This window comes from Nostoc sp. (genome assembly GCF_036916735.1).
Taxonomy (GTDB): Bacteria; Cyanobacteriota; Cyanobacteriia; order Cyanobacteriales; family Nostocaceae; genus Nostoc.
On the sequence record NZ_JBALFV010000025.1, the window covers coordinates 79,075 to 94,342 of the forward strand.

General features: G+C 41.9%; 17 protein-coding genes. 7 read left to right on the forward strand and 10 right to left on the reverse strand.

Going from position 1 to position 15,268, the window contains the following annotated elements:
- Nucleotides 1-72 precede the first annotated feature (72 nt).
- Entirely contained in the window at nt 73-1,341 is a 1,269-nt protein-coding gene (gene xseA / locus V7L20_RS06290) for an exodeoxyribonuclease VII large subunit (RefSeq protein WP_334743232.1), read from the forward strand.
- Nucleotides 1,334-1,561, forward strand: a complete 228-nt coding sequence (xseB, locus tag V7L20_RS06295) for an exodeoxyribonuclease VII small subunit (RefSeq protein ID WP_334743233.1) — start codon at nt 1,334-1,336, stop codon at nt 1,559-1,561. Before xseA ends, xseB begins: the two co-directional genes overlap by 8 nt.
- Nucleotides 1,562-1,735: 174 nt before the next feature.
- On the opposite strand, the gene V7L20_RS06300 is transcribed toward xseB, so the two are convergent.
- Nucleotides 1,736-2,746, reverse strand: a complete 1,011-nt coding sequence (locus V7L20_RS06300; protein ID WP_334743234.1) for a chemotaxis protein CheB — start codon at nt 2,744-2,746, stop codon at nt 1,736-1,738.
- 381 nt (nt 2,747-3,127) lie between these two features.
- Nucleotides 3,128-3,382, reverse strand: a complete 255-nt coding sequence (locus V7L20_RS06305; protein WP_334743235.1) for a hypothetical protein — start codon at nt 3,380-3,382, stop codon at nt 3,128-3,130.
- A gap of 163 nt (nt 3,383-3,545) precedes the next feature.
- Between V7L20_RS06305 and V7L20_RS06310 the strand changes: the two genes are divergently transcribed.
- The gene (locus V7L20_RS06310; RefSeq protein WP_334743236.1) at nt 3,546-3,983 is read left to right on the forward strand and encodes a hypothetical protein; all 438 of its coding nucleotides are present in this window, start codon (nt 3,546-3,548) and stop codon (nt 3,981-3,983) included.
- A gap of 275 nt (nt 3,984-4,258) precedes the next feature.
- Here the strand turns inward: V7L20_RS06310 and V7L20_RS06315 are convergent, their stop codons facing one another.
- From V7L20_RS06315 to V7L20_RS06345, 7 genes are all read right to left on the reverse strand, one after another.
- Nucleotides 4,259-4,873: a Uma2 family endonuclease gene (locus V7L20_RS06315; RefSeq protein ID WP_334743237.1), complete on the reverse strand. Its 615-nt coding sequence runs from the start codon at nt 4,871-4,873 to the stop codon at nt 4,259-4,261.
- Nucleotides 4,874-5,184: 311 nt separating this feature from the next.
- Nucleotides 5,185-5,859 (reverse strand): calcium-binding protein, encoded by a 675-nt coding sequence (locus tag V7L20_RS06320; protein ID WP_334743238.1) that lies wholly within the window; start codon nt 5,857-5,859, stop codon nt 5,185-5,187.
- A 530-nt stretch (nt 5,860-6,389) separates the two neighbouring features.
- Entirely contained in the window at nt 6,390-7,004 is a 615-nt protein-coding gene (locus tag V7L20_RS06325) for a Uma2 family endonuclease (RefSeq protein ID WP_334743239.1), read from the reverse strand.
- Nucleotides 7,005-7,074: 70 nt separating this feature from the next.
- Entirely contained in the window at nt 7,075-7,704 is a 630-nt protein-coding gene (locus V7L20_RS06330) for a restriction endonuclease subunit R (protein ID WP_334743240.1), read from the reverse strand.
- A gap of 151 nt (nt 7,705-7,855) precedes the next feature.
- Nucleotides 7,856-8,404, reverse strand: a complete 549-nt coding sequence (locus V7L20_RS06335; protein WP_334743241.1) for a GNAT family N-acetyltransferase — start codon at nt 8,402-8,404, stop codon at nt 7,856-7,858.
- On the reverse strand, nt 8,401-9,186 hold the full coding sequence (gene map / locus V7L20_RS06340; RefSeq protein ID WP_334743242.1) for a type I methionyl aminopeptidase: 786 nt from the start codon (nt 9,184-9,186) through the stop codon (nt 8,401-8,403). The genes V7L20_RS06335 and map overlap by 4 nt, the downstream gene beginning before the upstream one ends.
- 10 nt (nt 9,187-9,196) lie before the next feature.
- Nucleotides 9,197-10,207, reverse strand: coding sequence for a Gfo/Idh/MocA family protein (locus V7L20_RS06345; RefSeq protein ID WP_334743243.1), 1,011 nt, complete (start codon nt 10,205-10,207; stop codon nt 9,197-9,199).
- A gap of 676 nt (nt 10,208-10,883) precedes the next feature.
- On the opposite strand from V7L20_RS06345, the gene V7L20_RS06350 reads away from it, so the two are divergent.
- Entirely contained in the window at nt 10,884-11,183 is a 300-nt protein-coding gene (locus V7L20_RS06350; protein ID WP_334743244.1) for a ferredoxin, read from the forward strand.
- 199 nt (nt 11,184-11,382) lie between these two features.
- On the opposite strand, the gene V7L20_RS06355 is transcribed toward V7L20_RS06350, so the two are convergent.
- Nucleotides 11,383-13,122, reverse strand: a complete 1,740-nt coding sequence (locus V7L20_RS06355; RefSeq protein WP_334743245.1) for a SpoIID/LytB domain-containing protein — start codon at nt 13,120-13,122, stop codon at nt 11,383-11,385.
- A gap of 112 nt (nt 13,123-13,234) precedes the next feature.
- Between V7L20_RS06355 and V7L20_RS06360 the strand changes: the two genes are divergently transcribed.
- From V7L20_RS06360 to grpE, 3 genes are all read left to right on the forward strand, one after another.
- Nucleotides 13,235-13,498: a ParB N-terminal domain-containing protein gene (locus V7L20_RS06360; RefSeq protein ID WP_012410090.1), complete on the forward strand. Its 264-nt coding sequence runs from the start codon at nt 13,235-13,237 to the stop codon at nt 13,496-13,498.
- 155 nt (nt 13,499-13,653) lie between these two features.
- Nucleotides 13,654-14,145: a Dps family protein gene (locus tag V7L20_RS06365; protein ID WP_334743246.1), complete on the forward strand. Its 492-nt coding sequence runs from the start codon at nt 13,654-13,656 to the stop codon at nt 14,143-14,145.
- A 106-nt stretch (nt 14,146-14,251) separates the two neighbouring features.
- Complete coding sequence (gene grpE / locus V7L20_RS06370) at nt 14,252-14,926, forward strand: nucleotide exchange factor GrpE (RefSeq protein ID WP_334743275.1); 675 nt, start codon at nt 14,252-14,254, stop codon at nt 14,924-14,926.
- Nucleotides 14,927-15,268: the final 342 nt, after the last annotated feature.

Below are 15,268 nucleotides of genomic sequence, written 5' to 3' on the forward strand. Positions count from 1 at the left end.
AATTCAACACAATAGCTATCAATTAACGTTATTTGCTAAGATTTGACTAGGTTTTGCCCCCACGCATCTTTAATGACTTTCGACCTTCCCGACTCTCTGATTCTCGATACGGCGCTTTCAGTATCTGGATTAACTGACTATATCCGCTTGCTGTTAGAGCAAGATGAACAATTGCGGCAAGTTTGGGTAACTGGCGAAGTTTCCAGTGCTAACCACCATCGCAGTGGTTTATTTTTCACGCTGCAAGATACCGATCGCACTGCCGGAATTAAGTGTGTAGTATGGAATAGCCAATTGCCAAAACTTGCCCAGATACCCGTTCCCGGTGAGCAGATAATCATTTTAGGTAGTATTCGCCTGTATCCGCAACGGGGAGAGTATCAGTTATCAGTTTGGCAGACTTTACCTGCTGGTGTTGGTTTACAGGCGTTGCGCTATCAACAACTCAAAAATCGCTTGCTGGCTGAGGGATTGTTCGACGCGCAAAGAAAGCGATCGCTCCCCACTCATCCCCAAACGATCGCTGTCGTCACTTCACCAACGGCTGCTGCTTGGGGTGATATTCAAAAAACTCTCAAGCAAAGGTATCCAGGTTTACAGGTTTTATTTTCTCCGGCTACAGTACAAGGTGAGCAAGCGCCGGAATCTATCGTCAAAGCAATTGAGCGGGTGGAAAGAGATGGACGCGCCGAAGTGCTAATTTTATCGCGGGGTGGTGGCGCGGTGGAAGAGTTGGCTTGCTTTAATGATGAACGAGTGGTGCGATCGCTCGCTAGTTGTTCTATTCCTGTAATTACTGGTATTGGTCATCAACGAGATGAATCTTTAGCAGATTTAGTTGCAGATGTATGTGTGCATACACCAACTGCGGCCGCGGAAAGAGTTGTGCCAGCACTTTCAGAGTTGTATACTGAGCATCGGGGGCGAGTTGTGGCTTTACATGAGGCGGTGCATGACTTTGGGGAAAATTCTCTTAATAAACTGCAAGTATTGCAAAATCGTTTGCGACGTTTGCGGTTAGATCGACAAGTGCAGCAGGAGGTGGAAAAGCTAGCTTGGAAGCGTCAGCATTTGGTGCAAATTACGACAGGGCGATCGCAGCAAGCAACGCAGCATTTAGAGTTGTTGCGGCAAAAGTTGGCTAGTCTTGACCCGAAAGCGGTGTTACAGCGTGGTTATGCAGTGGTGAGACGGGAAGATGGGGCGATCGCTCGTTCTGCTGCTGAGTTGGCTGTGGGAGAAGATTTGTTCATTCAGTTGGGGCAGGGTGGGGTTAAAGTGAAGGTTATGGAAGTGAACGAACCGCCAAGACGCCAAGGACGCCAAGAGTTGAATGGTTAAACGTAAGAGTGCTTTTAGTTCTGAGGAAGGTTGGAATTATGAGGCGAAGGTTGCTGAAATAGAGGGAATAATTGCTCGTATTGAGGCGGGTGAGTTGGAATTGTCAGATGTGTTTGAGCAATTCGCAAGTGCTGTTGAGTATTTGCGTCAGTGCGAAAGTTTTTTGCAGCAGCGACAGCAACAGGTAGAGTTGTTGATTGAAACGTTAAGCGATGAGTAGAAGTTAGATAAGCTAAACCACATCTAGTTTGCATAATCTGAAATTGTACATTTATTGTAGGGTGGGCGTCTCGCCCACCCAAGATATGCAAGGTTATTTGTGGAACAGCTTAGAGGCGGCTAGTGCAGTTCTTCGGGTTTAATTACGCGATACAATCCACGCAGATACACACTTTCAATCAACATCTGTGTTTGAATCGTTTTTCAATAGCACTTCTCGAATAAGGGCGGAGCGCTCAAGAGCAGAGTGCGCCTCCTCTTTCAATCTTTGTGCTGCCAATGGTAGGTTGCGAGCCTCCATCCTTGAAGCCATGCGATGTGATAAAGAAGCTTTCTCTTCCAATGCCCTCAAAGCGAGCCATAGCGCATCCTCTATGGCATCAGACTGGGTGGCTAGCAAACTTTTTGCTGAAAAAGCATGACCTGTGCGGCACCGGAAGCGCAACAAATTTCCTTCTTCGGCTTCCCAAAGGATACCGCCGCAGTCAGGACAGGCGAAGACTGATGGTTTACCAGGTCGGTCGCTTTCGTTTTCTACTGCTTTTAAATTCAATTGCACTATTTCAGTTTCAAACTCCATCTTACTAGGTATGGGGTTTTCTGGTTCTATTTCCATTGGCATATTAACTAAACCTATCAAAATAGAAGGAATATCTGAAAGTGGTACAATATGATCAATATCCTCTATATTATCGATCGCATTACGTGGCATATCAGGATACAAAGCATCCTCGGGATTTTGGACAATTGCCACACCGCCTCGCATTTTTACAGCCATTAGTCCGGCAGTGCCGTCGTCAAGCAGACCTGTTAGTAGCACAGCAATGACTCGCTGTCCATAAATTCGGGCTGCACTGCGAAACAATGGATCAATGGCGGGACGAGAACGGTTTTCTTTTGCTCCCCGCGTTAAACGTAAATATCCTTGTTCTACCAGTAAGTGGTGGTCAGATGGAGCGGTATAAATCCAACCATTAACAATAGCTTCCCCATCCTGAGCGTGAGACGCTGGTAAGTTGCCAACGCGACTTAATATTTTTGGCAAAACACTCGTGCTGTGACTAGATATATGAAGAACTATAATCACGGCAGCATTGAGATCGGGCGGCAAATTCTTGACTAGATAAGTTAGCGCTTCAACTCCACCTGCTGATGTTCCAATAACAATAATATTTTGTTCAACCATTAATTAATGTAACCATTCCATTAGTATAGCAGCGTGGGTAACAAAAGCATATTTACTGCCAGTACTTAAGAATAACGCAGCTAAGGAATTTCCTCGCCTAGCTTTGAGATGATTTATTGTTTATTTAAGGAATAAGACTGTCAAATCTGAAATACTTTGTATCCGATTTGGGGTTGAGAGCGATCGCTTAAAATAGTTATGAGCTAGCCCCAATAAAAATCTATGGCTCAAACCTTCTTACATTCGCATTTGTTGATTTGGCGATCAATACCGTTCGGATAAGATCCCCCCGCCTGTGGCGACCCCCTTTTTAAGGGGGTAATTAGAAAAAAGCCCCCCAATTTATCGGGGGGTTGGGGGGATCTTCGAGGAATAAACACCTTAACCGAACCGTATTGATTCAGCATTGGCATTTGTTGATTCGGCGAACGCAATTGTTGATTCGGCGAACGCAATTATTGATTCGGCGAACGCATTTGTTGATTCGGCGAACGCATTTGTTGATTCGGCGAACGCATTTGTTGATTCGGCGAACGCAATTGTTGATTTGGCGAACGCAATTGTTGATTTGGCGAACGCAATTGTTGATTTGGCGAACGCAATTGTTGATTCGGCAAACGCAATTGCTGATTGCACTTATTCTCAAACAACAAATCGATATAAAAAATGAGTATAAACACAGACAAACTCGTAATTATTTCGTTGAACTTTTAATCAAATAAATCCACAAAACTACCCATCTCAGGTAAAAGGATACTCCACTATGTTGAAAAAGGAATTATAAAAAAAAGGATATCTCATGTCTTTAAGAACTCGTGGTTCTGCTGCTGTTGACAAAGCCCAACTTCGTCTCGCCTTGCTTAAATCCGTTGATGAAAATCTGGATTTAGGACATGGATTAACCATTGAAGCCTACAACCACCTGATCAACACTACCCGTGCTGTACTAGAAGCTCATAACACCCTTGTGTCCAATCTTGAAGAATCGCGTAAGACAGTAACCCAGATGGATAAAGCCCTCTCTGAAATGTCAGAACGAATGCTAAGTGGAGTTGCAACTATCTACGGCAGAAACAGTATAGAGTATTCCAAGGCTGGCGGCTCTAATGGAAAAAGAAATAAACAATCTAGTTCAAAAGTTGCTCCAATTGTAGCGGTTCTTGCCAGTCAACCTGCTCAAGCTGGAATTGCCAATGCGTCAACTAACGGTAACGGCAAAACTCCTTTGCTACAATAATCCACTTTCTGCTTGAAGAAGCCCACATTTCTTCAGTCAACTCCACTGTACTTCTGTTTACTTCTTGCATAAGCCAAAAATAAGAACCCCACTTCTAAGAATTTGCTTTTAGAAAGGGGAGTGTTAAAGACTTTTGCAAGAAGTCTATTAAACGATAATATCGCTTGCCACTAGTAGTGGTGATCCTTCAAGCTGAATCTCGAAATAAGCTGTATTGGTGGTTGTGAAGATATTCCTAATAAATTGGGACGATAGTTATAAGACTAGATAAAAAATTAGTTAGCTGCATTAAAAATCTGCTGTGCAGTTAAATTTAATTGGGGAAAGGTAGGTGATGAAATTGTGGTGTTACCTTGAAACGCTATCATTTGATATTCACCATCAACTAATTCGCATACAAAAATAGTAGGTTGCTTGGGATTGCCGATGAACTTTCTTGCACCCAATGCAGTATAATCAGCAATCCAATATTCGGGAATGCCCATTTCTTCATAATCCCTAAATTTATTGTAGTAATCATCTCGCCAATTGGTTGAAACAACTTCAATAACTATTGGAACCGATGCTGCTTGGCTGACTGTTGACTGTTTTTGAAAAAGCGGTTCATTGTCGAGATTATCAAGATTTAGCAGCAACACATCAGGCGAATAAGCGGATTCCGCAGAAGGAGTTTGGATCAATGCAGTTTTGGGGATTCCATAGGGTAAATTAAGACGATCAAACTCCACGGTTAATTTCCGCGACAAAAACGCAACAACTTTTTCATGCGAACCGGTTGGAGGCGGCATTTCAATAATTACTCCTTTGTGCAATTCATAGCGTTTTTCATCGTTGGGATACCATTCGATAAATTCATTAAAGGTTAGTAATTTGGGCAACGCTTGGGTCATAATCTTACCTCCATATATGTTTTACTTTATCATGCAATAAATGTTGATTAGGATTACAAATATATTAAATGGCTTTATGTAAATTCTTGGGGGTTGCCTAAATTCAATCAACGACTGCCCGAATTCAATCAACAACTGTCCAAATTCAATCAACGACTGCCCGAATTCAATATAGGAAGTTAGCGCAAAAACGTTGGGTTTCGCTTTGCTTAACCCAACCTACAGTTAGTATTTCTAACGCAAACGCTCCCCTCCCCTTACCAAGGGGAGGGGTTGGGGGTGGGGTGTTAAGGACTTTTGCAATAAGTCTATTAAACGATAATATCGCTTGCCACTAGTAGTGGTGATCCTTCAAGCTGAATCTCGAAATTAGCCGATAGATTACTATCAGTGTTACCTTGGAGAATATCTTTTGAATAACGGATCTGACCGGGTGCGGTGAATGCGCGAGTTCCAATGTAAGTGAAGGCTTGGTCGCCTTTTATAATTGTGTTAGCGTCTATGCGAGATAAATCGATTCTGTCACCGGGTAAGTTACCGTTTCCAACAAAGTCTTTGATAATATCCCGTGACAAACCAGGTTGACTATCTGAAACTGAGTCAAACTGGAAAACATCGTTGCCAGTATCTCCGTAGAGAATATCAGTGCCACCACCCCCTATTAGGGTATCGTTGCCACCAAGACCAAAGAGGGTATCGTTGTCCTCACCCCCACTGAGGTAATCGTTACCAGCAACACCATCGAAATCATCCCCTATGAGGACATCACCGTTAACACCGCCAACGACTACATCGTTGCCAGCACCCCCAAAAATATTATAAATAGTAAAAATATCTTCCCCACCGATAAGATCGTCACCGCCAAATCCGTTGATGGTAACTAGATTAACTTCAGGAAAGGAGAACGGATAATCATCAGGTAAAGGGCGATTGTAGTCAATTAGAGTGTCAGCATCATTAGTACCGTTAAGAGTTATATATGCCATTAATGAGTTTCTCCTAAACTTACAGGGTAAAAAAATTACCTCATCACTTCCCCATCAGAAAACAGCGTTGCTGATTAAAAGTATGAATTTGGTTTCCTCCAAAGATGCAAAGGAAACAGTTTCAAACATGGAGTTTCACACTTTCATTCAGCAACACCGAGAAAATAAGGTGGAAAAATAACGAGTGGGAAGAGATAACAGAAGCATAAGTAGTCGGACAGAATTAATTACATAATGTCATTGCGAGTGTAACGAAGTGAAACGAAGCAATCGCAAGGGGTTGGGATTGCTTCACTTCGTTCGCAATGACTGTAAATATTTTTGTTCAGCTACTTACCTGATTGGAACAGGTCTTTGCTATTAACTCTGAAGATTTGAGAAGCACTGTTTTGATGATGTTGACATCAAAATAGTGCCAAGAGTCATGTTATATCGTTTTTGCACTTTTCTAACATAACCCCCACTAAATAATTATTAAGCAGTTCAAATACTTATCCTCAGAGAGCGTCACCTGTTCCCCAATCCTAACTCTAGCGACCTGCAACAAATATCTGTTCTGCTGTCAAATTCAGGTCTGGAAATGTTTGGGAGATGAGGCGTTCTGTTCCCCTAAATTGTTGTCCTTGATAAGTTCCATCGACTAATTGATAAATTGTGATTACAGGTTGTTTGGATAAGCCAATGTAGCGTTTGCCTCCTAGCCCTAGATAATCTGCGATCCAATACTCCCCAATGCCTAAAGCTTCGTAGTCTTCCACTTTCCGGGCATAGTCATTCTGCCAATTGGTACTGACAACCTCCACGACCAATTTAACAGATTTGCCTAATGTAATCACTGGCTCAGTTTTCCATAATGGCTCATTCGCCAAAGCCGTCTGATCAAGAATCACAACATCAGGTCTAAAAGCTGAATTTTGACCTAATGGTTTAATCTGGCATTTCATGGGAATAAACCAAGGCAAGTTGAGCAGATCAATTGCTACATTGAGCTTACGATTAATTAACCCAGCTACCTGTTGATGAAGTCCAGTGGCTTCCAAGTCGATTAGTTCTCCGTCAATTAACTCGTAGCGTACATCATCCAGATAGCCAGCAACGAATGCCTCAGAGCTAATATTGCCTGTATTAATAGTGGCTGAAACCATAGATATTTATCCTTCCAGGTTCAGAACTAGAGCAGGTATTGCTGCTCTTAATTATTTTAACTAGCTTTGATCAGGCAAAAGTCAATTGACTAATACGCTTCAAAATCCGCAGTACATTATATAACTCATTACCACGATTACGGACATCAAAAATATCTGAAGTGGCATAGCGAGGAGGATGACCTTTGAGCAGTTTAATAAACATAAAACTGCCACCAGAAGTAATCATGCCAAATACTACATCTTGTGACTGGGGAGCAGCCAGCATATATGCCAAAATTTGGTCAAGTCCTGCTTCTACAGAATAAGCAACTTGTTTAGACTCAATAACTGTTACCCAGAATTTTTGATTTAGAAGTAAGAAGTCAATTCGTCCTTTGATGATAGTTTGTTTGTCTGGTGTTTCAATCTCGATAGATTTCTCTAATTTGAGGTGAAAAGGAGGTAAATAAAACTTGCCAATGAATAGCAGTGGCGATAAAACAATCGTGTTAACTGTATTTTCTAATAAAGGCGGATAGTTTCGTAAATTTATGTAACCTGCCTTTATTTGATCCAATAGTTGTTTTTCTAAGCTTGTCAGTTCTGGTAGGTCATCTTGCCACTCTTGAAAGAATTCTTCCGAATCAACTAACTCTAATCCATAGAGTAATATTAATTGCTCAAGTGTGACGTTTTCCGCAGCAAGAGTTTGAGTCATTATGTTAATCAAGTAGTAAAAAATCTACTTAATATTTGGGAGAGATTTTCATCAACCTATTGTTCTTCCTTCCTATTTAGCAAGGCCAGCTTTTTTAAGCATAATCTATTCGACAAAAGTCTAAGTTAAATGCCTATTAGATAGCCCCTCCCTATAAAGGGCGTTGCCAGGGTGAACTAAACTGGCGATAACCGACATCTTGGAAGGCTCTAATCATTGGTGCATTCAGGATATCTGTATCACAAAATATCTGCCAAACACCAATTTTTTGCAGAAGATGGGTGGCTTGGCACAGGAGGTCGTAAATGTAACGCTTCCCTCGCTGCTTGGGGACAACACCAATATAGTAGATTGTGCCTTCTTCCAGATTCTCTCTGCGGCATCCACGATATATTACTGGTTGGATAAACCCCACTAGTTCACCTATATTGTTGTAGCCAAGTTGCCACCATTGTGGTTCATAATCAAAGTCATTGATTACTTGTGCCATTAACTTTGCCACTGCCTGATCTGCTCCCAATTCTCTAACTGTCTTTTGATCACTTCGGTCTAATGATGAACTGATAGTACAGCTAACGGCAGCAGTAAAATCTTCTATACTGACATCGTTGAGTGAACGAAATATAAGTCTTTCAGGTACTGGGATTAATGGCTTTGGTTCCTCCCAAACGAAAGGAATTTTTTCATATTGTGTTGTCATACACCATAGTAATTCTCGCCTTCAGGTAAGGTGAGGATTTCAACGCCATCTTCAGTTACAGCTAAGGTATGCTCACATTGAGCAGAAAGCTTGCGATCGCGCGTGACCGCAGTCCATTTATCAGCCAGAACCTCGACTTCGTAAGTACCTTCGTTAATCATTGGCTCAATAGTAAAAACCATCCCTGGTCTAAGGCGCTTACCCTTACCTCGTGTACCATAGTGCGGAACATCCGGCGCAGTGTGAAAAACGTTACTGATACCGTGTCCAACGAAATCTCGCACTACAGAAAAGCCTTGTCCTTCAGCATACTCTTGAATAGCTGCACCAATATCGCCAATGCGTCCCCCAGGTTTAACTTCAGCAATACCCAAGCGCAAACACTCTTCTGTCACCTCTACCAACTTTCTCGTTTTTGGGGAAGGAATACCGACAAAGAATGTCTTGGATGTATCGCCGTGATAACCTTCAATAATTGGCGTTACATCAATATTAATAATGTCACCATCCTTGAGAATTTGTTTGGCATTGGGAATGCCGTGACAAATTACCTCATTTACACTGGTGCAAATTGATTTAGGATAGCCCTTATAACCAAGGGGGGCGCTTTTTGCTCCATGTGCTTGCGTCCAACGTTCGGCTTCATCATTTAGTTCAAGAGTGCTAACCCCTGGCTTCACGAACGGTTCGAGATGCTGGAGAAGTTTAGCTGCTAAACGCCCAGCTTGACGCATTTTGTCTAATTCTCGTTGGGATAAAATAACAATTAGTTCGGTTTTCATTAACTTTTATCTAGATATCTTCCATAAACATAGTTAACCCTGTTTGTGCAGCTCTTTGTGCAGCATCAGCAACATGCAGGGTATACAAGCTCTCCTCTGGTGTAACATACAAAGGAGTTCCATCAAAAAGATGGTCTAAAACCATACTTGTGTCTTTGGCGAATAAACCCCGGCGAGGGGCAACCTCTATAGGTGTTGTTTCCCCTGGCTGGATAAATATTCCGGTGTCACCATCAAAAATTAAACCACCTTTTTCACCGTGAACTTCAAACTTGCGTTCTGATTGCCAAATACTTTCGCCTTTGCCATAGACTACTTGGGCTAAAAGTCCACTGTTAAAGCAAAGTTGACTTGTACACAAACAGGTTTGGTAATATTCCGGTTCTACTTCCCAATATCGCTGGTGACAGTTAACACTAAATACTTTGCCAAATAAATCTGTGAGACGATGTAGCCGAGACAGCGCTCCCATTAAGGGAAAACCGAACAACTCGTGGTTATAAGTCCATTTGCGGGGTGCAGGATTCTGGGGATTTATGGTGCTGTAGCGAACATAAAAAACTTCACCAATTTTGGCTAAGTTTTGCTTCAAAGCTTGATGCAAACCACCCAAAAGTTCCAGGTGTTCAACGTGCAGGAGTTTTTGTTGTGCTTTGGCTAAGGCAATCAGTTCTTCAGCTTCGACTACATCCAACGAAAGAGGATATTCTACAATCACATGTTTGCCGTTAGTCAGTGCTGCACGAGCGATCATACCATGATCTCGATTGATAGTGGAAATCACAATCAGGTCTATATCTTCATGTTTTACTAGGTCTTGCCAAGAACTCAACGCTTTAATCTCGTACTTTTTGGCAAAGGTTTCTGTTGTTTCTGCGGTATGACCAACAGCTGCGATTAACTGCGATCGCATTCCCTCATTATGCAGTAATGCCTCAGATCGAAACTTTGCCGCATAGCCAGTACCCACCAAACCTACACGCACTTTTGCTTTTTCCAAAGCTGCTTCTGAATTATACATGATCCTCACTAGTTCTGTTTTTGATTCTTTCATGCTTCTAGTGGTGAGATTCTCTCTTGATCAGGAATCAAAAAACTTCACCAGTTTAGACTTTACAACATTCGTACTAAGGAATCTTTTCAAAACTATAACCATAAAAGAATGAAGGCGATCGCGCAGCCAACGTCTTCTATTACGTTCGCTATGCGTAGCTGGCTTTTGAATAGGGATACGGCAAGGCTTTTCTACAAGAGGTTACGTTAACGTACTTAAATTTACGGTGTTGCTACGGTATTTTTTAGATTACCAACTCAATCCTGATTTCTTGCTCATGATATTGAGAAAATCTCTACCTAATTAATGATACAGCCCTGCTTTTTAAAGCAAGTTGGGGATCTCTTCTGGGTAAGTCCTAGACAATATAGGTGGCATTAATCCTATTCATATTTTTCATCGATTTATATAAGTTTTTATAATTTCAGCCTGACTAAGGACAAAAATAATATAAATAAAACTTATCAGGATTAAGTAACTAAATTTCATTACTAATCGGGTTCAATTTCCAGTCACATCGTTTAATTTTTCTCGTAGTATCAGAATTGAAGCAAATTTGAACGAGCGGCTAGTTTCATAAAACAGCCGTTACCTTTGCCTAAAGATAACTTATACTGCTGTTTTCAAAAGAGAGGATTACTCAATGGCTACTTATAAAGTGACACTAAAGAACGAAGCCGAAGGGCTGAACGAAACACTTGATGTTGATGACGATACTTATATTTTAGACGCTGCCGAAGAAGCTGGTCTTGACCTGCCCTACTCTTGCCGCGCTGGTGCTTGCTCGACCTGTGCAGGTAAACTCGTATCGGGTACGGTTGATCAAGGTGATCAGTCATTCTTAGATGACGATCAAATACAAGCTGGATATGTACTGACCTGTGTTGCTTACCCAACTTCTGACGTGACAATTGAAACTCACAAAGAGGAAGAACTCTACTAAGAGTTAAACCTCTCAACAATAAACCTCTTGCAAGGGTTAGAGATGTTGAAAAAATAGAAACATCACATTTAGTGTCAACGCCTTTCAATGCCATGTCTATAAAGCGACTTTGACAAAAAGTCTAATTTCGTGTTGAGCAGGAACACAGTAAATTTTGTGTTCCTGCTTGATTTTTTAAGTATGGAGTTTTCTGATTAGCTTAAAGTTTAGTCTCTTTGCTGAAAATCTGAATCTGAGTACCAGGATAGTAGAATTGGAGAATTTTTGGACTTGACCAACCTAATTTAGCTAAATTTTGAGCGCCAGTTTGACTCAAGCCGACTCCATGTCCTAATCCACCACCAATAAAGGCGTATCCCCACAGTTCGGGTTTTCCTTTATTCAGGGGTTCTATGTAAAATAGCGTACTTCTAGGAGCAGCAAAGGCACTACGAACTTCGTCTTTGTAAAGAACAAAGGTGCTGTTATCAGTTTTAACGGCCAGTTCAAGGATACGCCCACTCTGGCTTCGCTTTACTACTGACATAGCCTGAATTGTCTTAAATTTGGCATAAGGACTGTTTTTCACCTGCAAAAATTTCTGCAAGTCCTTGGTAATATCGGTTAGAGGGGTTTCCTTATGCCAACGAAACATATCCCACTTACTTTCATTAAATCCTTCTTGGATATTAATAAATTTTTGGAAGTTCTCTTCATCTGCTAAACTCTGCTTAGACAAGTCCCAAAAATTAGTTGCAGCATCCAGTACAGGGCGCAGATAGGGACGATCGTCACCATTCCAGACATCGCTGAAGGAGGCGGTAACGCCACCAGTGGTAGAAGAATAAAGGGCATCTACTAATTCATTTTTATAGGTTACTACCTTACCCCTAGTTGAGGCGATCGCTCGGTCTGTTTTGGCAGCTGCTCCATTCAGTCCATAGTAAACTTGACAGTGAGTATCAGCACACAATTGATAGTTATCTGCGGCGAACCTGCGTAAATTTCTTAAGACGTAAGTCCGCGCGAGAATTGCTTGGGCTTCCAGCGCTGCTGTTGGTGCATCTGTGCCTATTTCGTAAGGCACAACCCCACGCAAATAAGTTTCTAAAGGAACTTGGTTAACTAAAGTGTATGTGCCATAAGCATTTGGCTGCAAATTCATTCGCCCAGCATAAAGACGAGCAAACTCTTGTTTTTCGCTTTTATTTACCCGAATCAAGTTTCTATCAGTGGTGATTTCTAAATCATTTGGGCTGTAGCGTTTACCATCCACCACCCAACTAACTCGTGGGACTTGTTTAAAAACTTTAGTATCAAGATATACTTTTTCTTTGGTAGAAGCTTGGATGTTTTGCAATAGCAAGCGTCGCAGTAAAGGAGTGCTATAAACATCGCGTTTCGCCCAAACCTGCCAGCGTTCTGGCTGGGCTATTTCCACTTCCATTCCTTGAGAACGCCATTTATTAGCACTATCTTCCGCAGTTTCAAAGGTGCGGTATGTGCCTAAAACTACCACTTCCTCAACTGTTGGCTGGGGTAAAGCTTGCATGACTGTTTCCAGCTTTACAGGATTTTTGGTGACCAAGGTTTGTTGCTTGTTGCCCACAATAAATTTTAGCTTTAAGCGATCGCCTTTTGTGGGTTCTAATTGCAGCTTGGCTGTGGGTTGTGAGCCAAATCGCTGCACAATCCCAATTTTCAATTCCATACCCTGGATGTTACTCTCAGGCCCTGATGCAGCAGTTAGTCCCAATAGACAAAATGTGGTCAGCACAGTGTGGGAAAAACGCCAAAGCGAAAATTTCATAGCTACCTGATAGCGTACCCCTACGAGGAAGGAAGCTAGCAAGAGCGTCTCCAAGAGTTGCGATAGCGAGTAATCGATTGTCTTCTGCCCCTTAATGCGGTGTTGGAGCTGATTTTCTAATTGCTTTGTAGTGCGGTTTTTTTGTCGCATGAGTGCTCCAATGATACCATTAACAGTTTTGCCTAAAGGGGTTGCAAAACGTAGTCATAACGACTATGATTTAGTTAGAGACACAAAACAGAACTAGTTGGATAAACTCCTTATGGTTAGAGTCCAAGAAATTCCATTAAATCAGATAAAACGGCCGTTGCCTCGTGCAAACGATCCAAACAAAGTGCAAGCCTTAATGGAATCGATTGCGGAGATTGGGCAGCAAGAACCTATAGATGTCCTAGAAGTAGATGGACAATATTATGGCTTTTCTGGTTGCCATCGGTATGAGGCTTGCCAGCGTTTAGGCAAAGAAACCGTTTTAGCCAGAGTTCGTAAAGCACCCCGCAGCGTTTTAAAGATGCACTTGGCGTAGAGAATGGGGAACAGGGGAGAAATCAATTCAAAATTTAAAACTTGTACTGAGCGCAGTCGAAGTATTCAAAATTGAAGAACTCCTGCCTCCTATGCCCAATGCCCAATGCCCAATTTCCAATCCCCAATTACATATAACCTAATTAGGAGAAAATTATGTCATCGAAAGTAACAGTCAAAAATGTAAATATAGGCATTGACGAGGCGAGTAGGGCTAAAATTGCCGAGGGTTTATCTCGCCTGTTGGCTGACACTTATACACTTTATCTGAAAACTCATAACTTCCATTGGAATGTAACGGGGCCGATGTTTCAAACATTGCATTTGATGTTTGAAACACAGTATACAGAATTAGCTTTAGCAGTTGATTTAATTGCCGAGAGGATTAGAGCGCTTGGCTATTCTGCACCAGGAACCTACAGCGAATATGCCAAACTAAGTTCGATTCCAGAAACTCCTGGCGTTCCGAAAGCTGTGGAAATGATCGGTTTACTAGTGGAAGGACAAGAAGCCGTAGTCAGAACTGCACGCTCTATTTTCCCCGTGGTAGAGGAAGTTAATGATGAACCTACCGCCGATTTATTAACTCAACGGATGCAAGTACACGAAAAGACAGCTTGGATGTTGAGAAGTTTACTGGAAGAATAGGAAATAGGGCATGGGGCATCGGGCATAGGGAATAGAAAGGGATAGAGAAGAAACTTAATCACTAATGCCCAATCCCCAATCCCCAATCCCCAATCCCCAATCCCCAATGCCCAATTCCCAATGCCCAATTCCCAATTCCCAAAAGTTGCAAAATTTAATGCAACAGGCGGGGATTCCTAGTTTCAAAGCGCTCAGTCGCGCTGCTGGTGTTTCAGAGCGTCAACTTTTGCGGTTACGCCAAGGAAAGCTAGAGCAGATGCGGGTAGATGTACTGCTCAAGCTGTCGCCAGTGCTACAAATTTCATTGAATGAATTAATCGCAACTTTTTCAACCGTAGAGTTGTTACCAGAGAAAGCAGCGCCTACTCAGGAATTATTAGAAGAAATTGCAGATTTAAGAAAAGAGTACCAGCGATCGCAACTTCAATTAGGACAACAGCGAGATATATTACTACAAGAACTCCAGCAGTCGAGTTTGCAACTGCTGGAGTCTTTATTATTGCAATGGCCAACCGCAGCACAGAAAGCGCAAGAGAATCCCCAGCTAGCAGCAGTCAAAATAGTACCGTTGGTGCAAAAACCTCTAGAAAAGCTTTTACAGGCGTGGGGAGTGGAAGCGATCGCACCCGTGGGAGCAGAATTACCTTATGATCCCCAATTGCACCAATTGATGGAAGGAACTGCACAACCCGGAGAAATAGTCAAGGTGCGCTACACTGGTTACCTTCAAGGTGAGAAGCTGCTTTATCGAGCTAAAGTAAGTCCTCTTAGAGAAAGCTAGAAGGCAAATTTTCGTCTTCCTCTAATGCCCTTATTTGAACCATATTGCTGCTAAAACCAAATTTTTTTGCTAAAGTTTCTTAATCTAGACAGAAATTATTGCAATTCTGTAAGTAATCGGACATTAATAAATGTAAATGCTAATTACTATCATACAAAGTTGCACATCAATGCCTTCAGGCTGCAAGTCTCTAGGGTTACATAAACAAAGCCTGTCTTTGCAGGCTATTTTGATAATGTTTATTGAACAAATTTCAATTTTGCAAAAATCTTTAACAAATTATCCGAAAAGTTGGAACTTTTACTTGTAGTTCAATATTAAGCTCTAAAGAGAAGATATATC